A 22,534-nucleotide genomic window follows, 5' to 3' on the forward strand; every position below is an offset into this window, starting at 1 on the left:
AATGAAAGAGATATGAAAATTAGATTAAATATATTCGTGCTGATTTGCGGAATGCTTTTGTCTTCTTGTTTTGATGATAAGGGCAACTACGATTACAAGATTCCGGCAACTCAAATATTGGAAATCGATCTGGGGCAAACAGGGACATTTCAAGCAGTCATGGGAGAGTCTATCAAGATTTATCCGAAATTGACTTATAGTAACGAACAGGATACCAATCGTTTTGATTTTGAATGGAGAATGAGTGGAGAGTTGTATTCCACGGATCGGGAGCTGGAGTATTTTGGAAAGGCTATCGGTTCCGAATGGGGTATTTTTAGCGTTATCGACCGGGAAACGGGGATGCGTAAAGACAAGCAATTTGTCATCGCTGTATCCTCTATATTCTCAAATGGTTGGACGATTCTGACGAAAGATGGAAATCAATCGCAAATCAGCATGGTAATTAGCAAATACGTGAATGGTGCGTATGAATATACCCCTTATCGGGATGTGTTTTATAATAACGGCGAGGAAATGGGAAGCGATCCCGTTAAACTGGAAAATCACACGCCCGAGATATTGGTAATACAGCACGGGGGACGAGGAGCTGTCGAATTAAGTGGTAATACATTAAGCCCAGTTGTCTTTCTGGAAGACGAGTTTTTGAACGGGCAGGTCCCGGAAAATTTTGTCCCGATAGATGCCTATTATAATACGAACGTAAACATCCTGTTGAGTCAGGACGGACAACTGTATATGCGTTATTCGGGGGTAGCCAACCATGTTGCCCCGTACAATAATGAACCCATGAATATGAATATCGGGGGAAAGTCTTCCCATGTTTCCCGGTTGATTAAACCTAGAGCCGGTTTCTGGCCGGATCAGATCTTAGTACATGATTCGAAAAATAATCGCTTGTTGTGCCTTGCGACAAATAGTTATGTCACGGGAGGAAGTTTTCAGGATATTCCGGATGGGGACTATAATTATCCCACCCCGTACACGAAGTTAAGTGACATGGGTACGATGGAACTGGTGTACGCCACGGGTACGATGCCTGGGGCTGGCGGGATGGGATATTTTATGGTATTGAAAGATCCGCAGGCACAAACGTACTATTGCCAACGATTTAATATCACGCAGAATGCGGCAACCGATGTGTTCACCCTTACCGCCACGCAGGCACGGGTCGGTTTCGAACGAGGAGATGCGGTGCTGACCGAGAAAAGCCAGTTTGTCTACTTCCCGACTAACGGTTATGTATTATTTACGGCAGGAGCGGCGAACGACCAGCTTTATTTTTACAATTCGACCGCTCCTCTCATTGCAGCAAAACTGGTGAAAGGATTTGAGGGTATTGAGATAAAGGCTTTGAGAATTGAAAACTTGATTTCCGTGTCGAAAGTAGGCTTGGGGCTTGGTAATGGTGATTTTGTGTTGATAGACGTTCCGTATAACTTCCACACCAACGTGGTCTATAACGAGTTATGTAGGTTTAACTTTGGGGAAATTGCGGATGTTTGCCATAAACCGAATTATTTTCAATAGATAGATTTTAATGTTTGTTTCTTGGGTAGAGGGCGTGTTTTACACGTCCTCTCGGGAAACGCATACCATATCGGATGTTATTGTAAAGTGTAAATCATTAAAATAGTTTTTTATGAAAAACAGATTATTCGTAGTATTGTTATTACTACTCATGCCTTATCTCGTCGAAGCAAGAAAGAAAAAAGTGGTTGCAGAGATTAAAGAGAAAAAACAAGAGACCCCTTACCAGAAATTTTTTAAAGGGAAAAAATGTGAAACGAAAAAAGGGCTATTCACGCTCCACAAAATGGATGGGAAAATCTATTTTGAACTTCCGTTGACACTCATGGAGCGGGATATGTTACTAGGCTCTACCGTGAGTGAGATCACCGACAACCAATTTGCTAACGTGGGAGAGAAACCGTTTTACCCCCAGCACGTGATATTCACGAAAATGGATTCCATGGTGAATCTATGTTCGGTCAACACGGATTACGTGTCGGAGGATCCGCTGCTGGCAGAGAGGATCAGGATTAGTAAAAAACCGGCAGTGATGATGCGTTTTCCTATAAAAGTGTATTCGGAAGACAGCACGGCGGTGGTAATTGATATTACAGATTTTCTGTTGGACGACCGGGAAGGGATGCACCCGTTCTCTCCGTATGCCATTGCTCTAGGCAGAAGATGGATTGAGAAAGAATTCAAAAAAAACAATTCGTTTATCACCGACATCAAGGCATTCGAGGATAACGTGAGTGTCCGTTCCTCCTTGGGCTACGTGGTTAGCTTGCGGGATAAGCAATATTATTATCTCTACAAAGTTCCTTTCACGGCAGTTATGACCCGGAGTTTCATCCTCTTGCCGGAAAAAAGCGAGGCAATGCGTCCTCGTATAGCTGATCCTCGCGTTAATATCTTCTATCAATATCAATCGGAATTCACGAATGAACCTCGTGGAATGAAGCCTCTCTACTATGCTAATCGTTGGCGGGTGGAGCCGAGTGACGAAGTGAAATACCGGAATGGAGAGTTAGTTGAACCCAAAAAGCCGATCGTGTTCTACGTGGATAATGCTTTTCCTGAAAGCTGGCGGAAATACATCAAGGCAGGCATCGAAGAATGGAATGCCGCTTTTGAGCAGATCGGATTTAAAAACGTCGTGCGTGCTGTCGATTTCCCGACGGATGACCCCGAGTTCGATCCGGATAACCTGAAATACTCTTGTGTTCGTTATTCTCCCTCGTGGGTGGCGAATGCCATGGGACCCTCGTGGACAGATCCGAGAACGGGCGAAATCGTGAATGCTTCCGTGTACGTCTATCACAATATGTTGCAACTCGTGCAGAACTGGCGATTCCTCCACACGGCACAGGCGGATGCTGACGTGCGTTCCGTGAATATGCCGGAAGAAATTATCGGGGATTGCATTCGCTACGTCATTGCTCATGAAGTGGGGCATTGTCTCGGTTTCATGCACAATATGTCGGCTTCGGCAGCGATCCCGGTAGATTCCTTGCGTTCCCCGTCATTTACTCAAAAACACGGGACAACTTATTCTATCATGGATTATGCTCGTAATAATTATGTGGCACAACCCGGGGATAAGGAAAGAGGTGTAAAATTAACGCCTCCCCGTTTAGGCTTGTATGATTATTTCTCTGTTAAGTGGTCATATACCCCGCTCTTGGATGCTAAAACATCTAAAGAAGAAGTGCCTGTTCTGGATCGTTGGATTAGTGAAAAATCAGGAGACCCGATCTATCGTTACGGGAAACAACAACTGCGTGGGCATCTTGATCCGACTTCTTTTGAGGAGGACTTGGGAGATGATGCGGTGAAAGCGGCAGGTTACGGGGTAAAAAACCTGAAATACATACTGGAAAATTTGAACACATGGGTTGGTGAAGAGGATCGGGATTATGCGTTTCGCAAACAAATGTACAACGAGGTATTGTACCAGTATATGCGTTACATAAATCACGTGATTGCCAATATTGGCGGTATCTATCTATATGAACGCTACGATGGCGACAAATGGCCAGCTTATACCCCGGTTCCGAAAGAACAGCAAAGGCGGGCAACTCGTTTTATTCTGAACGAATTGAAAGATCTATCCTGGCTGGATAACGAGGAACTGCTCAAAGGTTTTGATCTGCAGGGTAATATATCCACGAATATCGAGGATGCCATCTTCAAAGGATTGGTTGGACGCCAACGGTTAGTGGCTATTGCGGCGGATAAAGCCGGAAAGGATGCTTACGGGCGTACTGATCTTTGGGATGACATTGCGGATTTCGTGTGGAAGCCTACTCGGCAGGGCAAAACTTTAACAAACGTGGAAAAGAAATTACAAATCAGATTACTTGCCCATCTGCTCAATTCTTCCGGTGCCGCAACCAAGACGATGAGTGGCAGTTCTTTGGCTATTGCTGCGGCGGAAGCGATGGTCGAAATCCCGGAATGCATCAAGGCTCAAAGCCGAGCCGTGTATGGTGTGTTGCCGGAAAGCGTGATGGGAATCTTCACGAATCGGGAGAGTGAACAACAGGCGATGCGGGACATTGACCCTGCAGAACAGATGGGTTTTGGTTTTTACGTGAGCGTGGTGGACGTATCCGAACCGATAGAGCATATTTATTTCGAAAAGCTAAAACAGGCTCACGAATTATTGAAGAGCAAAGCGGGTACGGGTTCTGCCGACACAAGACGGCATTACCAACTGTTACTTTACAAAATCGGGCAAGCGTTAAACAATTAATGTTGAGGAATGATGAAGAGTTTGATTTATATATTATCTCTTGTTTTCGTTTTAGGAGGATGGAGTCATGAACTTTCTGCTAAAAAGAGAAAGAAAACAACTGGAACGAAAGTCGAGAAAGAGGTGCTGACCCCTTACGAGAAATTGTTCAAGGGGAAAAATGTGACCACGACAAAAGGACTGATGACCGTCCACATGATGAACGGTAAAGCCTATGTCGAGTTTCCGGTAGCTTTACTGGGGAAAGATCTGTTATACTCGACCTCTATCGAGGAGATCAGCGACAACGGCGAAGGTATCGTGGGGCAATTCTCGGATGACGGGTGCGTATTCCGGTTCACGAGAATGGATTCCATCCTGCATGCCCGCATGGTAGTCGTGAGTGAGCCGGTGAACGATAGCGGTGATCCGAACGTGATTTCGGCAATCGAGAAATCCAAAATGCCGGGAGTCTACATGACGTTGAAGATTTTGGCATATACCCCGGATAGTAGCGCAATGGTGGTCGATATGACACAATTCCTTTTGGATCATATCAGGTACGCTAGCCCTTTTCCTGGCATGGCGGGAAATTCCATGTTTGGCTTCATTTACCGGGATCACAAGTTTGATTTGAAAAACTCCCGTTTGAAAAACGTGAAAGCCTATCCTTCTACCGTGATGGCTACTTGTGAATTGTTCTATAAAGTAGATTATTACGTGTTGGGGACCCCGGGGCGTAAGGATGTACCCGTGACCTTAACGGCGAATAAAATGTTGACCGTGTTGCCTGAACTCCCGATGACTCCCCGGATTGCCGATTCCCGTATCGGGGTAGCATTCGTGCATAAGTCAGGGGTTAACGGGAAATTCGGGGCGATGGCTCCGGTATATTACACGAAGAGATGGCGGATAGAACCGTCGGATGTGGTTGCTTACGCCCAAGGAAAGTTGGTGGAACCCAAGAAACCGATCGTGATGTACATGGATACGCTGGTTCCTCAGGTATGGAAAAAATACGTGAAGGAAGGAATCGAAGCATGGAATGTTGCGTTCGAGAAGATTGGTTTTAAAAATACGATACAGGTTAGGGAATTCCCGAAAAATGATCCGAACTTCAATGCGAATGACATCGCTCATTCTGTCATTCGCTATTCACCTTCTTGGTCGTATAATATGCAATACTCTATGTTAGTTGACCCTCGTACGGGCGAAATCTTGAATGCTTCCATTTACTTGCACAATAATGCGATTTCCGTTATGCAAAGGGAGCGTGCCATGTACACGATGGCGTCGGACCCTTCCGTGAGATGCGCTCAAATCCCGGATGAATTGGCAGGACGCCTGATTCGTGCGAACGTGATGCAGCAAATGGGCTTCAACCTGGGGCTTCTCCCGAATGTTGCGGCTTCCTATGCCTATCCGGTCGATTCGTTGCGTTCCGCTTCGTTTACCCGAAAGAATGGAATTGCGGCTTCTGTGATGGACTATATACAATATAACTATGTAGCCCAACCCGAGGATGTGGAAAAAGGAGTCCTGTTGGAGGCGGAAGCGGTAGGTCCTTACGATCATTATGCCATCCGCTGGCTGTATCAGCCGATAGCCGGGGTGCATGGCGCACGGGAAGAAATACCCGTACTCGATCGTTGGATTGACGAGAAAGCGGGTGACCCCGTGTATCGCTACACGTTGAGGCAGTATCCCATGTTTGCGCTCGACCCTTCTGCCCTTACCGGGGATTTGGGGAATGATCCGGTTAAAGCGCTGGAATATTTCAAAAAGAATATAAAGCGTTACCAGGAAAACTTCCGCGAATGGTTCGCCGATAATGACCGGGATATGTGGTATCGGACTCTCTTGCTAGGACGTATCGGCTTCATCTTTAGAGGAAAATTGGGTAATGTTATCAGTCACGTGGGAGGAATCTACATGAACGAAGTGAAAGTGGGAGATGGCTTGCCCGCTTATCAGGTTGTCCCTAGGGAAAAGCAAAAAGAAATCGTGAAATATGTCATCGCCCAAGCAAAAGACATCGATTGGCTATACGATGCCGAAATATCCAGGGAGTTTGAGGTCGGAACGGACTCAAGGGTACGCCGGAAAGATATTATCGGTTCTCTGTTAGGATGTATTGGGCGGTTAGCCGTATGTGTGGAGAAAGATCCGAATGCTTATTCACCGGAGGAACTGATAGATGACGTGTATCGGGAAGTGTGGAAACCAACGATAGTCGGACGTTCGTTGACAAAAGAAGATATCATGTTGCAGCAAAGCTTGCTCGGGTCAATAGCTATGACTTCGCAAGCCGCATCCCCTGCTGGGACATTTGAAAGTACGAAACAGATAGCTGTCAATGGCGTATCCATTTCTAGGAACGAGAATGTGGAAGAAATTTATGCCCGTCTAGGTAATGAAGATTTGTCCGAATGGGCGAAATATTCCAAGGAGCCCGATTTTATAGAAAAGTGTGGATTCTACCCGATGATGACCAAAATCGTGGCGAATCGTTATTCAAATGCGGCACTGTACTACGAGATGCTCTTGAAGACACGGCGCTTGATCCGGGGTGCCGTGGGAAATGCAACCGAGGAAACAAAAGCTCATTACGAGTATATGCTTTATAAAATTGATAAGATGTTGAAAGACAAATAAGTAACTTGTAATATTTGAGGTGGTAGATCCTCACGGGTGCTTTTTACAACCAGCGGGAATGGTTGGTCGGGATCATGTTTCGAGAATAAAGCACCCGTGGGGATTAGCCATTTTGTCATGACACGCGTAACCAAGCGTCAGTTCGGGACGTATATTACAAGTTGGTACATAGTTTGTATTAACATATTATAGAATGTATAAATCATAAAAGTATGGCCTATATAGATTACTATAAGATTTTAGGGGTTGATAAAAGTGCTTCGCGGGATGATATCAAGAAGGCTTTTAAAAAGTTGGCCAGAAAGTATCACCCGGACTTGAACCCGAATGACCCGAATGCCAAGCAACGCTTTCAGGAGATAAACGAGGCAAACGAAGTATTGGGCGATCCGGAAAAGCGGAAAAAATATGACCAATACGGGGAACACTGGAAACACGCCGATGAATTTGAAGCCCAGAAGCAGCGTCAGCAACAAGGTGGAGGTTTCGCTGGCGGCGGTCAATACTGGTCGTCGGGAGGCGGATTCTCCGGGATGGGGGATGAGGGCGAATTTTCAGACTTCTTTGAATCCCTGTTCGGTTCTCGTCGGGGCGGAGGACGTTCCGCTGGATTCCGGGGACAGGACTATAATGCAGAATTACACTTATCGTTCCACGATGCGGCGAAGACGCACAAGCAAGTGTTATCGGTAAACGGTAAAAATATACGGATCACCGTTCCGGCAGGAGTGGCTGACGGACAGACCATCAAGTTGAAAGAACAAGGCGCTCCCGGTGTGAATGGCGGACCCAACGGGGATTTGTATATCACTTTCGTGATCGCGGAAGACCCGGTATTCAAGCGATTGGGAAATGACCTGTACGTGACGGCTCCTTTGGATCTCTACACGGCAATTCTCGGTGGCGAACAAATGGTCGACACGATGGACGGTAAAGTAAAATTGAAAGTAAAACCCGGAACACAAAATGGTGCTAAAGTACGATTGAGGGGTAAAGGTTTTCCCGTGTACAAGGAAGAAGGCAAATTCGGCGATCTGATCGTGACTTATTCCGTGCAGATTCCGACCAACCTGACGGAGAAACAGAAAGCCTTGTTTAAGGAATTACAAAGTCTTAATTAAAACATGTCAGTTATGCAAGCAGATTTGATAATAGTCAGGGAATATTGCCAGAAAAGCCACGTCGATCCGTCATTTATCATTTCTTTGGAAGAAGACGGTTTGATTGACATTCAGGTTGTCGATGGGGAGCGTTATTTATCTATTTCTCAATTACGGGATCTGGAGCGGTTTGTACACTGGCATGAAGATTTATCCGTGAACATCGAGGGCATCGGAGTCATCCACGAGTTGATGGGACGTATGCACGATATGCAGCAGGAACTCGACCAATTACGTCGGGAGGTGCGGGTGTTTCGTTCGCATTATCTCAACTATTTGGATGAGTAAAATGAAGCATGAGAGCGCTACTTTGCCACCCCAAAGTTTGCTCATTTGAATATCCTGAAAGAGGCAAAACTGTGTGAGATAATGAATAAGGACGCTCATGTTTGTTATTTTGGGGAATATGTTTATTTAAGATTCCCAATTCATGCGATCGGGAGGTCGGAAAAGATGAATTCACGTGTGCGCATTACGTTTGACTTCCTTTGTTTGCACGAGGGAATTTTGCGAAATGATTTGTTGAAATGTGGAGCATATGGTCTTAACATAGAGGCTGTACGGTTTGTGAAGTCTGTCCTGAACTTCATTTCCGCTTGGAGCTCGCTTCATCGGTAAAATGTGCGAAGAATCATGACCGTACTCATTAGTTTTAAGTTGCAATAGAAAGAAATTATTTTTCGAAAGTGTTTGCATCCATTTTTTTTGCATTTTGAGAAGTATAAGGGAAACGTATTGAATTAAAATATATTGATATTCAGTGGTATAAATTATTTGCGTGTGATTTGCTCTAGATAAATGAATGTTTTTTAATGTTAAATAAAACAAGGCGGGAGCATGGAATTAGATTTTTTTATAAATTACATTCGTATTTATAAATTTATTTGAATATGAAAAAGAATCTTTTTGTGATGTTTTTTTTGCCTTGTGTTAGGTATTGGATTAAGTAGTACAGCAAAAGCTAATGAACGTACTTATCCTTTTTATAGTTTTGTCGTGAATCAAGAGGGAGGTGTATTGAACGGTGCTTATGTAATTAATACTGAACACGGGACTTATTCGGGAGCAATTATTGATGGTTTTTTTTCTGTTGAACTTTTGGCTCCAGGGTTAATATACGTATCAATTTATGTTGATGGTTATGAGGTGGAGTATGCATATTTTTATGTATTAGATCTCGAGGAGCATGTGTTTCGGTTAACTAAGCAACAAGAGAATTTTTATACTGAAATTCCTTCACCCAAAGAGGTGGTGATAATGGAACGAAACTTCTTGTGTCTTCGTAAAGATTAATAAAAATATGGATTGAAAAATAGTAGGAATGGATATTAAAAATAGTTGGCACTCGGTGTGGCTTGTAGCTCGATACGAGAGTAAAATCATCCGGCGTGATTTTTTGTTTTGGGTGTTGATATTTCTAGTAGTGGGGGTAATTACCTATTATCAAGCCGTGAAGCAAGGGAACTTTGGGGGAGCTTCGCCCTGGTGTCTTGTGTCTATGCCTTCGTCCATACCGTTGATGAATGCTTATTTGTTTAATATTTTTCAATCCTTTATTCTAATATTTGTTTGTTCTGGTTGGTATAGGCGCGAGATCCGAACAGATTCATTGCAAGTGATCTATGTTAGACCGCAGGGTAATATCGAGTACACGATCGGTAAAGCGTTGGGCGTATTTCGAGTATTCTTGGGGGTAAACATGGTTTCGCTGGGGGTGGCCTTTTTAATCAATCTTTTTGCGAGTCAGGCGCCTCTCCGGTTTTCTTTGTATCTTTACTATTTCTTTTCGCTCAACTTACCGTCGTTGTGTTTCGTGTTAGGTTTTTCGTTTTTGATTGTCCGTTTTGTGAGGAATGCTGCTTTGTCCTTGTTTATCTTGTTGTGTTGGATTGCTTCCGTGATACTCGTGTTGCCGTCGTTGTTTTACGGGACATTCGATGTGTTGGGGGTGTTATTACCTAATTTCTTTTCTATGGTGATTGGGCATCCTTTCGTGGGTAATTTTTTCTCTCAACGGATTGCCATTTTTTTGTTAGGAATAGGGTGCTTGTTTCTTTCAATAATGCTCTCGTGGCGTTTATGTTACGGGAAGAAAGAAAAGATCGGATTGCTTTTTTTTTCAATATTTTTACTCTTCGCCGGGGAGATTTTTTCATGGAATTATCACCGTTTTTATTCAGATACCGAAGTTGCTCGTGCCGTTTATCGAGATACCTTCCTCAAATATGGACTCGTGGAAAATATACACGTGGAGTATCATGAAATTATTTATCGGCAACAGGGGGCTGAATTAAATCTGTCTTCAAAACTCACCTTGATAAATACCCTTGACCGGGAAGTGGATAGCGTGATTCTTTACCTTAACCCGGGCTTAAAAGTGCATACACTGGTGTCGGCAGGGCAACCTCTTGGGTACACGAGAGAGCATCAGGCGATCGTTATCTCTCGGAAAATGCTTCCGTCTGATACATTGCGTCTGTTCATGGAGTATAGTGGGTGTATAGATGAAAATGTCTGTTATTTGGATAAACCTTTGCGTATGTCGAATTCTTATGGTGATACCCCTTTTCGTTTTGGACAGCGGTATTGTTATGTTGGAGAAGATTACACGTTGCTTTTACCCGAGGTGTTGTGGTATCCTTTGACGTATCCCCCAACGAATCTCCATCATCCGGATTTGGTGCAATTGGATTTTACCTCGTTTGTGCTTGATTTGCCAGGGAAAAGTCGTAAGACGGTTATCACGCAGGGCATGATTCGTCGTGATAAAGAACAGGTGGTTGGTACTGACCCGAAATGCCCGGGATTAACCCTTTGTATTGGTGATTACGAGAAAAAAATAATGTGGATGGGAAAGTACTCCCTTGAGTTGTATTATTTTCGGGGACACAAATTCTTTGAGAGTTTTCCGCTATTGGATAAAAAAGAAATTAAAAAAATTGTTGCGGATGTGATGGATGCGAATTCGTTGCTTACTTATCCTTACAAGCGTTTATGTCTCGTGGAGAGTCCTATTTCGTTTTTCGTGCCTATTCGGGAATGGAAAGGGACAAGCGATTTCATCCAACCCGGTATGATATTTCTTCCCGAACAAGGAACCACCTTGGAGAGAGGAGCGGTCCTTAAAAATTTTGCACGCTCAAGTTTACAAGAGGAGAGGCAACCGCAAGAAATCCAACGCTATCGGCTGACCTCCTTGATTCAAGGTACATTATTCAACCCCATATGCCGTTTTTATAAAGGAAGTACCCCTATCGAGCGGTTATTCTCTTTTCTAGACAACACTTCTGAAAAAAGCGGGGTTTCATCCCGTTACGTGGAGCCATTATTTTTGGATTATTCTTCTTACCTTTTCTCCCGGGATATGGCGGTGGTCGATTATGTTTTGAGGAGAATGAAAATAGAGTGGGATAAATATTATGGTTGGGGGATGATAAATCCGATGCAAAACGATCTTCCTTTTCTGTCTTATTTTTCGAAGCATAGCTTGGAAGACGCTTTGCGTGATTCTTCGCTTTCGCTTGCTTTCCGCAAGCGTCTACTTACACTCAAGACATTGAGTATTAACGCTTATTTGTGTAGTCAAATTCCGAATTACGAGATATATAACTTCTTGGCTGATTTTCAAAACCGGAATCGCTATAAATGGCCTACTTTACAGCAATTTAATCGGGAAATAGAGGATAAATATGGTGTAAATATTTATCCTTTTCTGGAAATGTGGTATCGGGATACTGCTTTGCCTTGTTTCGATGTGCGTGACGTTTCTTTTTTTCGTGTGTCGATGGAACCCGGTTTAGAGCGAAAAGAATACAAGATACATTTTAAGGTCCGTAATACAGGGAAAGCCGGGGGTACTCTTTCCGTATTGATTACACCTAATGGATTTCGTGTACCTTTCGACACTCATTATTTCTGGATATCCCCGGGAGAATGCAAAGAAGTGAAATTGTATTTTGATACATATCCTAATTTGTTGACTTTATCTATGGGTGTTGCAGCCAATTTGCCGAATTTTTTTGAATACAGGTGCGAGTCTGCTCCTTGGACTTCAGACAAACAGATTGGTATTTTTGATTGTACGCCGGGGGTATTTGAAACAAAATCGGATGAAATTATAGTTGATAATGATGATCCCAACTTTCGTTTAATAGATAAAGACGAGCGGGAGACATTGGCGTTGTTGCGGGGAAAGAAAGAGAAATACAAAGAATTTTGGAAAGCTTCTTCCAGGTGGCAATACACTTTGAATAGTTACTGTTATGGAAATACCATAAAGAGTGCTTGCGTGAAACTAGTTGGGGATGGCAGTGCAAAAGCTGAATGGATGACCGAAATCCCGAGAGATGGGATTTATGAAATATTTGCGAGATATATCCAGTTCGGACCGCAATATCCCACGTTACCTTCGTTTGCGGAACTTCATTACACGGTCATTAGTGGGGAGGAGGTTTCCGAGGTCGTGATAGATACAGGTGATCGCTCTGGGATGAAAGGAAGCGAGTATTGGATCTCTCTTGGTGAGTTTGCTTTAAAGGCGGGGCAGGCTAAAGTGATATTGGATGACCGGGGGAAACAGATGGAGGATGCTAAACGTTTGGTATTTGCGGATGCGATAAAATTTGTACGAAAAATGCATACCCGCTTGGTGTCCGATTAGAAAATGTAACTTTTCTACAACTTATACGGTGACAGTTGGTTTTCAATTTTCGTTGCCTTCTCCCGCTCCTGATGCTTTTCCTGCATGTGGTGGAGACTTGCATATAATTTCGAGATTATCTTTTTGCGTTTTTGGGGGGTGCCTATTATTCTTCTTGATGGAAATAGGCAATCATTTTTTTCGTTTCTCTATTTCTTTTAAATATTCTTTTGCTTCTTCCTTTCCTGCGGCGAGTGCCTGACGAAGTGTTGCTTCTGCTTTTCCGTCATTTTGTTCGAGAATATTGCCTTCAAAATACAGTATGCCGAGTTGAAGTGCGGCATCACCATTCCCGCTGCAAGTAGAGATAAATAAGTCCATCTCGATGGATTTTGGGGATTTCCCGTACTTTAACCCATGGCATCCGCAATCAAAAAAATAGTCAGCTCTAGTGTCACGATCGTCCAGTGTTTTTTTTATTATTTTTTCAATTTTCCCCAGAAGAATTTTGGCTTCTTCGTGTCCTTGTGCGGCTGCTAATTTTGCCCATTGTTTTGCCTGTTGTTTCGTTTCATAAAAGTCTCCTTGTGCTTCTGCGTAATAACACATTTCTGCAACGTTGAATTGTCCCTCGGCATCTCCGGTTTCCGCTGCTTTGAGATACCAAAAGAGAGCTTTTTCGTAATCCTGGGGGATTCCCCATCCTGTATAGTTTAAATTACCCAGGTGTATTTGGGCTGGAACGTGTCCCTGTTCTGCTGCACGGGTCAAGTAAGCTATTCCATGCTCGAAATTTTTGTTCCGGATGTCTTTTAGTCCCGCCTCCGTGAGTTCTTCGTTTGACAAATCACGGGTATCGCTTTCCTCTTCTTCGTCTTGTAAATCTATCAAAACATTTTTTCTTGTTTGCGCTTGTTGTGGCGTGTTAGAAGAATATAAGTGTAAAAATAATACGATACCGCATCCTAAAATTCCCCATGAAAGATATTTAACGGTCTTGTTTTTTGTGATTACCCCGATTAATATTCCAATCAAAATAGTAATAATAATGACCAAAATGCAAATTGTCATGGCGTTTCTTGTTTTTTTATAGTTTATTATTTTGCTGTCGGAATAGTTTGATTCATTCCGACTATTCATTCCCAAAATTACAAAAAAATGAAAAGAATAAACTTTTTTGTTTACATTTTCGTTTAGAACGTATAATTGGTGTACTCGAGAACGAGGATACCGGTTAAGATTGTAAATAGATTATTTTATTGATAAACGTTAAGTGTATGAAAAAGATAAAAGTGGGGCTATTGCCTAAGATTATCGTGGCGATTATTTTAGGTATAGTATGCGGGCTTTTCTTCCCCGATTGGCTGGTAAGAATATTTTTGACCGTAAATGGTCTGTTCAGTAATTTTTTGGGATTCATCATTCCTCTGTTGATCTTGGGATTGGTTGCACCCGGTATTGCGGATCTTGGCAAGGGAGCCGGGCGCCTGTTGTTAATCACGGCTTTACTGGCTTACGGGTTTACCCTTTTCTCGGGGTTTTTCACTTATTTCGCCTGTGAGTTGAGTTATCCGTGGTTGCTTGGCGACGCTGGGGAATTACACCCGATAGAGGCTTCCGCGGCAGTACCGTTGGCACCTTATTTCACGGTGATGATGCCTCCCTTGATGGACGTGATGACTTCCCTCGTGTTGGCATTTACCCTCGGTCTGGGTATGTCCGTGATCAACGGCGCAACCTTGAAAGGGGCGATGGAAGATTTCAAGGATATTATCAACAGGGTGATTGTTTCGGTGATCATCCCCTTGTTGCCTCTTTACATCTTTGGTATATTCTTGAATATTTCAAACTCCGGTCAGGTATCCGGCGTGTTGGGCGTGTTCGTGAAAATCATCGTGGTCATTTTCTTGCTGACTATCGTGCTGTTGTTCATTCAGTTCTTTATTGCCGGGTTCGTGTCGAAGAAGAACCCGCTCCGCCTGTTCCGCAATATGTTGCCCGCGTACATGACGGCGTTGGGGACGCAGTCGTCAGCAGCCACGATTCCCGTCACTCTTGAGCAGACGATCAAGAACGGCGTGAACCGGGAATTGGCAGCATTCGTTATTCCGCTTTGCGCAACGATACATCTCTCGGGCAGCACCATGAAAATCGTGGCTTGTGCTATGGCAATCATGCTGATGTCGGGGATGCCGATCTCCTTCGGGATGATGGCTGGCTTTATCTTTATGCTGGGTATCGCTATGGTTGCCGCCCCGGGAGTACCGGGCGGGGCGATTATGGCAGCGTTGGGATTATTGCAATCCATGCTCGGCTTCGATGAAACGGCGCAGGGATTGATGATCGCGTTGTATATCGCTATGGATAGTTTCGGTACGGCTTGTAACGTCACGGGTGACGGTGCGATCGCCGTTATCATGGATCGTATTAACCGTGACAGCAAACACACGGGTACCTGCGAGGAACTGGAAGAGGTCGTGATCATCGAGTAGTTATAGGGTAAACAAGAAGAATACCTGTATTAATTTAATATTACTAGGGGTGTAATCCCGTATCACTCCCGTGTATAATACTTTAATTAAGCTATAGATATCCTGTATGAACGCTATTCTAAATAGGGTTCGTATAGGGTTCATATAGGGTTCCTATAGCGTTCATGACGGAATTGAACCGGAATTGATACGGGTATAATATTGAATTATGTCGGGAATTGGGTATTTCAACACCGGGTAAACCTATTGATGGGGTAGGATGTGAATGTGTTTGATGTTTTATTCGTTTTCGATTGACTTTTCGAGAGATAATATCTATATTTGCTCGCTTTAAAGAGGTGCGTATGCGTGAGAACTCGAAAAAAGATATTGATTTTGAACGGGTATTCAAGGAGAATTATTCCAAGCTTTATTGCCACGCGCTGAGTTTTTTTAATGACTCGGAGGTGGCAAGGGATATGGTGCATGATGCTTTCGAGATTCTTTGGAGTCGTTACGATCAATTGGAATTGAGCACGCCGATTACTCCGTTGTTATATACTCTTGTGCGGAATAATTGCATGAATTATTTGCGGCGTTCTAAATCGCGGGAGCGGTTTGTCGCGGATGCGTTGTGGACGATGGAGGAGGCCATGGAGGACGAGGATTTGGAGCGTGAGGAGTTGATGTTTCAGTTGCGGGAGTCGATCGAGTTGCTGCCGGAACAGGTGAAGGCGGTGTTCAAGATGTGTTTTCTTGACGGGAAGAAATACCGGGAGGTGGCTGATGAACTCGGGATTTCGATTAACACGGTGAAGGCTCACGTGAAAAAGGCTTTGCGCTTGTTGCGGGAGAAGTTCTCGGGGGAACAGTTGCTTTTGTATGTGGCTTTCGTGAAATGTCGCCATTAATATCACTTTTTGAAATCGCTTGAATCATAGCTATTTGTAAAAAAGTTGCAGAATAAATGGAAAAAAAGTGTTTTTTCCGTTACCCTGTTTGTATCCTTTCGTGTGTATTATATAGGAACAAATGTATAACTATGGATTTAGAGAAATACACGGATGAAGATATAGAGTTTGCTCTGCAATTGATTACTTGCCCGGGGCAGCTGGATCGAGCCGGGGTGGAGGCGTGGTTGAAGGATGAGGCGCACCGAGAGTTGGTGAAGGAGTTGTGCGTGTTGCGGGAAGGCGGTTTTTCCCTGGAGGAGCAAACGGACGTGGAGAAGGAGTGGCGGGTCTTTATCGGGCGGCATGCGATGAGGCGGAAACGGTTGCCGGGGTATTGGATTTCGATAGCGGCTTCTGTTGCCGCGGTGTTGCTGGTCGGGTTTGCGTGGATGTACTTTTACCGGTCGGATTCGCCGGGGAAAGCTGTGGAGAGGACTTTGGCCAAAGGTAGGGTATCGGAGGTCACGATTGTCACGGACGAGGGGGCGCGGGAGATTACTGCCGCCGGATTGTTGCAATTGGACGAGAACGCGCGGGAGCAGAACGTGTTTTCGGATTCCATTCACGGGATGAGTTATTTGAACGTGAAGGCGGATAGCGGTTTGCAAAAGAGGTATCACACGTTGCGGGTGGCCCGGGGAGGGGAGTATTTTGTGCAGTTAGCGGACGGGACGAAGGTGTGGCTGAATGCGGAGTCGGAGTTGCGCTATCCCGTGGTGTTCGAGAAGGATTCGAGGCGGGTGGAGTTGTTGAAGGGAGAGGCTTATTTCGAGGTGAGCCGGGACGTGAACCGTCCTTTCACGGTGGTGACGGATAAGGTGGTTACCCGTGTGCTGGGGACGGAGTTTAACGTGCGGGATTATCCCGGCAAACCGTTGGCTGTTACTCTGGTGCAGGGGTGCGTGTCGGTGAGGGAGAATCGGGAGGATGCGGAAGAGATACTTTTGGAGCCGGGCGAGAATGCCTCGTGGCGTGAAACGGGGACGTTGGTCGTGGAGAAGGTGGACGTGAGGAGTTACGTGGCGTGGAAGGATGGCTTCTTCTTTTACAATGATGCCCGGTTGGAAGATATGTTGGATGAACTGGGGCGTTGGTATGATTTTTCCGTGTTTTACGAGAATCCGAGCGTGAAGGATATGCGGTTTAAATTTTGGGTAAACCGGGAGGAACCGCCGGAAAAGTTGGTGGAACGGTTGAGGGAGCTGGGGATTCTAGAGGTCCGGTGGAACGGAAAGAGCCTTGTTGTTTCAGTAAAATAATTTTAATGGAATATAAGAAAAAGGGGATAGTTGGCGCTATCCCTTGTAAACCTATGCGGTTTTAAAAATAAATTGTTAAATTATTAATTACAAATGTATGGAAAAAAAGCGACATTCATCCCATTCTGACGGGGAAATGCGAAGAAATCGGATTGGAATACGTTTTTGCTTGTTGTTTTGCCTCTTGTGTATGACACTGGGGGTGTTCGGGCAGCAGAAAAAATTGAGTTTCAATTGGACGGAAACCCCGTTGCTTGAGGTGTTGAATACCTTGGAAAAATCGGACGTGTATAAGTTCATGTTTAACAGTGAGAGTTTGCGACCTTACAAGGTGACGGCTAGCGTGAAGGAACAGACGGTGCTCCAGATTTTGGATAAGGTTTTGGCGGAATTACCGTTCACCTACAAGGAAGATGGTGTTTTTATTTTGATCCGCCGCAAGGAAGGCGGACAGGAGAAAGAGCAGGGTAATCTGGTTGTGAAAGGTAAGGTGTTGGATGAAAAAGGATTGCCTTTGCCGGGAGTGACTGTCCGTTTGGATAGCACGACGATCGGTACCTCGACGGCTGTTGACGGGACCTTTAATTTGCCGGTCCCGAAGAAGAACGGGCAGTTGGTGTTCTCTTTCGTGGGATGTGACACGAAAAAGGTTGTGTTCTCTGCCGGTCAGGAGCTGGTTGTGACGTTGAAGGAGAGCGCTTCCGAGTTGGACGAGGTGGTGGTCCGTGCGTACGGTACGCAGAACAAGCGGGAGATGATTAGTGCTATCTCTACGGTAAATGCCGAGGAGATGAAGGAGCTTCCGTCTGCCAGTATTACCAGTATGTTGCAAGGGCGTCTGGCGGGGTTGAATGTCATCCAGCAATCGGGTGCACCGGGTAGCGCGGCAGTGGTGTCGGTGCGCGGTTTCAACTCTTTGCTGGTGGACGGAGCGAGTGACGGTCAGCCGTTGTGGGTGGTAGACGGGGTGCCGATGCACTCTTTCGTTTCTCCGGTGACGGGGACGAATACGCTTGCCGATTTGGATCCCAGTATGATTGAGTCGGTGCAGGTGTTGAAGGATGCTGCCGCCGCTTCTATTTACGGAAGCCGTGCCGGTAACGGGGTGATCCTGATTACCACCAAGAAAGGAAGAGAGGGGAAAGCCAAATTCGCGGCAAATGTTTCTTATTCGTTGTCCCAGTTGATGGCGTGGCCGTTGCAGACGGGGGGACGGATGGAGAGATGGTTGGATTTGAATCATGCGCGTCATCAGATAGAGAGTTACTGGTCCAGCAAGAAAGGGGCTTATTGTTATCCGAGTTCATACGAGGATGTTTTCTATAATTCGAGTGCTTGGAGCGGTACGTACGATAAGTTCTGGGGAAACGGTAAAAATGATGTGGGTACGGATTACCAGTTGCAGGATAGTTTGGATCCTTTTTACAATAACGAACGGAACTGGTGGAAACAGATATTCCGCACGGGAAAAGTGGTGGACGCAAACATCCAGGCTTCCGGCGGTTCGGATAAATTCCAGTATATGGTCGGCGCGGGCTTGTACGACGAGACGGGTATTATGATTAACAGTATTTACAAGAGAGCCAACATGCGCGTGAACCTGAATGCCAATTTGACGGATAAACTGCACGCGGATGCCCGTGTGTATCTCTCGTACGTGGACCGTTCAATGAATAAGAGCGTGAACAATTACGATGGTATGGAAGTCGCCCCGGATAAGCAGCCGACCTATATGGGGGGAAGTAAGGAGTTGGAGGATGAATGGTTGGAGAGAATGAAGTACGTGAAGGACCGCACAGACGATTATCGTGCCATGGCGAGTATGTTCCTGGAATGGGAGTTGTTGAAAGGTCTGTCACTCTCTGCTTCGGGGAGCGTGGATTATGCCCAGGCGAATCTGAATATGTTTTACCCGAGTAATTTGGATGAAGAGTATCACCGTAATCGTTCGACGGGTTCCGTGAACCGGGTGGTGTCGATTATGACGGAGGAGTTGTTGCATTATTCCAAGAGTTTTAACGAGACGCATAATTTTGACCTTTTGCTGGGTATAAATGCCAACAAGGAGCAGAATTTCGGTATGAGCGGTGCCGGTATGGGTGCGCCTTCCGATTACACGTATTATTTTAACCCGAGCTGGGTGAAACCGGTGATCGACGTGGGTAAGGATGGTTACCATAATTATATTTCCAATACCACGTACGCGTCGGATTTCACGGAAAAGGTGATGGTGAGTTATTTCGGACGTATCGGGTATAACTACAAGCAACGTTATCTGGCAGAGTTTACCTTCCGTCGAGACGGGAGTTCCACTTTCGGTGAAGGTAACCGTTGGGCGAATTTCCCATCCGTGGCTGTCGGTTGGGCGTTCTCGGAGGAACCTTTTATCAAACGATTTACCGAGGGGTGGTTGAACTGGGGTAAGATCCGGGGGAGTTACGGGACCTCGGGGCAGACGTTTACCAAGGCGTACTTGGCTTACGGTTTGATTGGTGTGGATTCGTATAATTCTTTTATGGGGAATTTCGGAACGACACCCAGTTCCCCGATTGCTCGCGATTTGACGTGGGAGAAGACGGAACAATATGACTTGGGATTGGATTTGGATATGTTTGATTATCGCTTGAACGTGAAGTTGGACTATTATTACAAGTACACGAGTTCATTGATTTACCAGGTACCCCTGCCGGCGGCATTGTATTTGCATTCCAGTCGCACGGAGAATGCCATGGAGGTATCGAATGAGGGTATCGAGTTGGAGTTGACTGCTGATATTTTGCGGGAAGGACCGGTGAGTTGGCGTTCCAAGTTGAATCTTTCCAGAAACTGGAACCGTTTAGAGAAGTCGTATTCCGGTAAAGATTTGGGCGGTTTGGTGATTGGTCGTCCGTTGAGTATGATGCTGGTGACGAAAAATGAAGGATTTTATGAAAAAGAGGAGGATTTCGATATTTATTATAAGGAAAACGGTCAAAGAACTTATATACTTGGGACGTTGGTGTCGGATGGTTATCAGAATAGTGGTTTGATGGGGTTCTATAAATTCGCGGATTTTGATCATGATGGCCGTGTCGATCAATATTATGCCGGTTCGCCGCTTCCCGTGGCTTATGGCGGTTGGGTGAACGAGGTGATCTGGAAGAATTTTGACTTGAACGTGTTGTTTAATTTCTCGTTCGGTCGGAAAATGATCAACGGGCGCAATACTTCATTGAGCAAGAAAGGTCCGAAATTTGCGGATTACAAGGATTTGCATTATTGGACAGAGCCGGGATGCAAGGCGAATTTGCCGCGGTTGGGAGAGTCTGTAGCGGTCTTTTTTGACACGAATATAGAGACGGTGCACTCGATGTCGTTGAAGCAGATTACACTGGGATATAATATGCCTAACGAGTTAATCAAAAAAGTCGGCTTCTCGGGAGCCCGTGTTTTCGTTACGGCGGAGAATTTGTTCTACTTGAGTAATTATTCGGGGGATAATCCTGAAGTGGTGGATCTGTATTCTGGACATGATAGCGGGACATCCTATCCGTTACCTCGCAAGTGGACGTTTGGTTTAACGTTAAATTTTTAATTGAAGATGAAAAAGTATATATACATCATATTGTTGCCCGTGTTGTTCATCGTGAACGGATGTTCGGATTGGATAAACGTGGTACCCGAGAACTCGGTGACATACGAGAGTTATTTCAAGTCGGAAAAGGATGCGCAAGCTTTGTTGTTCTCGTTGGAGGTTAAGGTGCGGACGTTATTCTCTCCTTTTGCCTCGTACACGGAATTAAATAAATCGAGAAATCTCGATGAGAGTTATTTGCCGATGATGCTCTCTAATTTTGAGCGTTATTACGAGACGATTGCTTCGGCGGATATTATTATAGACAATGCTTTCCGTTTTCCCTTGGAGGAAGAGGTCATTAAACCTTACGTGTTGCAGGCTTATTTTGCCAAGGCGGCTGCTTATTTCGCTTTGGCTACCGATTTCGGGGAAGTCCCGATTATCAAAGACGGTCGTACTTACAAGAAATATGGCAAAAGTTCCGTGAGCGAAGTGTTGGATGAGGCGGAAAAATGGGCGTTGAAAGCGATGGAATTGCCTAATTACGAGAATTTGAAGTTGGGCGATCTACCCCTTTGCAAGCAGTATGCCAGTAAGGGTGCCGCTACCGCCTTGTTAGCTCATATTTATGCCTGGAGAGCCGGTGTGGAAGGTAAAACCGAATACTGGGAGAAAGCCGAGGATTTGTGTTCGCAAATCATCGAGAACAAGGTGGGAAATTACGCACTGGAAGAGAATCCGGTGCAACTGTGTTTGTCCGGTTTGCACAAAGATAGCAAGGAGAGTATCTGGGAATATTATCGCGAGTTGGAAGAACAAGGGTCTGTTTTTTATTACCAGGGAGTGAAGGAGTCGATCGGTTTCCCGATTATCGTGACCAAGGATCCGACAACCGAACCGGATTATTATTTGACCAAGGAGCAAGTGAGAGAGTTGTATGACGTGGAGGACGGTCGTCGGGAGGCTTATTTCTGGGCAACGGACGCGGACTCGATATTCGTGAAAAAGGTAGGTGACGAAACGATAGTGGATACGGAACGGGGAACAGAGGGCGAAGTGACCGCACGTTGGGGGAATCAGGATCTAAAATGGGCTTTCCCTGCCAAGTACCGTTACCCGTGTTACAAGTATTATAGTTGGAGTGCCACGCCCATTTGGTCGGGTATGGACCAGAACGTGTCGAGGTTTCGTTTGGCAGAGATTATCCTGCTCCGTGCGGAGTGCCGGGTGCGTCAGGGGAAAGACAATGCCAAGGATGATTTGAATGCGGTTCGTCAGCGGGCATATGCGGGAAGTAATTTCGTTTACCAGTACCCGAATGCCGATGACGTGGAGAAGGGGTTGGATAAAGATTTGCAATTGGCGATTTTCCGGGAAAGGGAGAAAGAGTTGCTGATGGAAGGCCACCGTTATTATGACGCGCGTCGGAACGGGGTGGAATACGTGCAACGATTCTTTAAGATTTATTCTTACTTGTCGCCGCAGGATATTGAGGATGGTGCTCTTTATCAAGGAATCGTGGAAACAGCTTTTAGTAATAACGATTTATTGCGGCAAAACGTGTATTGGAACAAGAGAACACAAAACCAGTAATT

13 protein-coding genes are annotated in these 22,534 nt (G+C 45.1%); 12 read left to right on the forward strand and 1 reads right to left on the reverse strand.

Annotated features, from left to right (window positions below; all coding sequences use genetic code 11):
- Positions 1–12: 12 nt before the first annotated feature.
- The 7 genes from A3CY_RS0115830 (at position 13) to A3CY_RS0115865 (ending at position 12,721) form a co-directional block, all read left to right on the forward strand.
- The gene (locus A3CY_RS0115830) at positions 13–1,530 is read left to right on the forward strand and encodes a PKD-like family lipoprotein (RefSeq protein WP_018338914.1); all 1,518 of its coding nucleotides are present in this window, start codon (positions 13–15) and stop codon (positions 1,528–1,530) included.
- A gap of 112 nt (positions 1,531–1,642) precedes the next feature.
- Complete coding sequence (locus tag A3CY_RS0115835; RefSeq protein WP_071596006.1) at positions 1,643–4,267, forward strand: zinc-dependent metalloprotease; 2,625 nt, start codon at positions 1,643–1,645, stop codon at positions 4,265–4,267.
- 9 nt (positions 4,268–4,276) lie between these two features.
- Complete coding sequence (locus tag A3CY_RS0115840) at positions 4,277–6,901, forward strand: zinc-dependent metalloprotease (RefSeq protein ID WP_018338916.1); 2,625 nt, start codon at positions 4,277–4,279, stop codon at positions 6,899–6,901.
- A gap of 212 nt (positions 6,902–7,113) precedes the next feature.
- Entirely contained in the window at positions 7,114–8,022 is a 909-nt protein-coding gene (locus A3CY_RS0115845; protein WP_018338917.1) for a DnaJ C-terminal domain-containing protein, read from the forward strand.
- Between the two features lie 12 nt (positions 8,023–8,034).
- The gene (locus A3CY_RS0115850; protein WP_018338918.1) at positions 8,035–8,349 is read left to right on the forward strand and encodes a chaperone modulator CbpM; all 315 of its coding nucleotides are present in this window, start codon (positions 8,035–8,037) and stop codon (positions 8,347–8,349) included.
- Positions 8,350–8,988: 639 nt separating this feature from the next.
- The gene (locus tag A3CY_RS0115860) at positions 8,989–9,354 is read left to right on the forward strand and encodes a carboxypeptidase regulatory-like domain-containing protein (RefSeq protein ID WP_018338920.1); all 366 of its coding nucleotides are present in this window, start codon (positions 8,989–8,991) and stop codon (positions 9,352–9,354) included.
- A 28-nt stretch (positions 9,355–9,382) separates the two neighbouring features.
- Positions 9,383–12,721 carry a golvesin C-terminal-like domain-containing protein gene (locus tag A3CY_RS0115865; RefSeq protein ID WP_018338921.1) on the forward strand — a complete coding sequence of 1,113 codons (3,339 nt, stop codon included), beginning with the start codon at positions 9,383–9,385 and terminating at the stop codon, positions 12,719–12,721.
- Between the two features lie 171 nt (positions 12,722–12,892).
- On the opposite strand, the gene A3CY_RS0115870 is transcribed toward A3CY_RS0115865, so the two are convergent.
- The gene (locus A3CY_RS0115870) at positions 12,893–13,840 is read right to left on the reverse strand and encodes a tetratricopeptide repeat protein (RefSeq protein WP_018338922.1); all 948 of its coding nucleotides are present in this window, start codon (positions 13,838–13,840) and stop codon (positions 12,893–12,895) included.
- Between the two features lie 137 nt (positions 13,841–13,977).
- Here A3CY_RS0115870 and A3CY_RS0115875 point away from each other — a divergent pair, with 137 nt between their 5' ends.
- From A3CY_RS0115875 to A3CY_RS0115895, 5 genes are all read left to right on the forward strand, one after another.
- Positions 13,978–15,192, forward strand: coding sequence for a dicarboxylate/amino acid:cation symporter (locus tag A3CY_RS0115875; protein WP_018338923.1), 1,215 nt, complete (start codon positions 13,978–13,980; stop codon positions 15,190–15,192).
- A 344-nt stretch (positions 15,193–15,536) separates the two neighbouring features.
- Positions 15,537–16,082 carry an RNA polymerase sigma-70 factor gene (locus tag A3CY_RS0115880; RefSeq protein WP_018338924.1) on the forward strand — a complete coding sequence of 182 codons (546 nt, stop codon included), beginning with the start codon at positions 15,537–15,539 and terminating at the stop codon, positions 16,080–16,082.
- Between the two features lie 131 nt (positions 16,083–16,213).
- Positions 16,214–17,383, forward strand: coding sequence for a FecR family protein (locus tag A3CY_RS22220; RefSeq protein ID WP_018338925.1), 1,170 nt, complete (start codon positions 16,214–16,216; stop codon positions 17,381–17,383).
- Positions 17,384–17,480: 97 nt separating this feature from the next.
- Complete coding sequence (locus A3CY_RS0115890) at positions 17,481–20,957, forward strand: SusC/RagA family TonB-linked outer membrane protein (RefSeq protein WP_026207753.1); 3,477 nt, start codon at positions 17,481–17,483, stop codon at positions 20,955–20,957.
- Positions 20,958–20,963: 6 nt separating this feature from the next.
- Complete coding sequence (locus tag A3CY_RS0115895; protein WP_026207754.1) at positions 20,964–22,532, forward strand: RagB/SusD family nutrient uptake outer membrane protein; 1,569 nt, start codon at positions 20,964–20,966, stop codon at positions 22,530–22,532.
- The last annotated feature ends 2 nt before the right edge of the window (positions 22,533–22,534 follow it).

Source organism: Butyricimonas synergistica DSM 23225 (assembly GCF_000379665.1).
Lineage (GTDB): Bacteria > Bacteroidota > Bacteroidia > Bacteroidales > Marinifilaceae > Butyricimonas > Butyricimonas synergistica.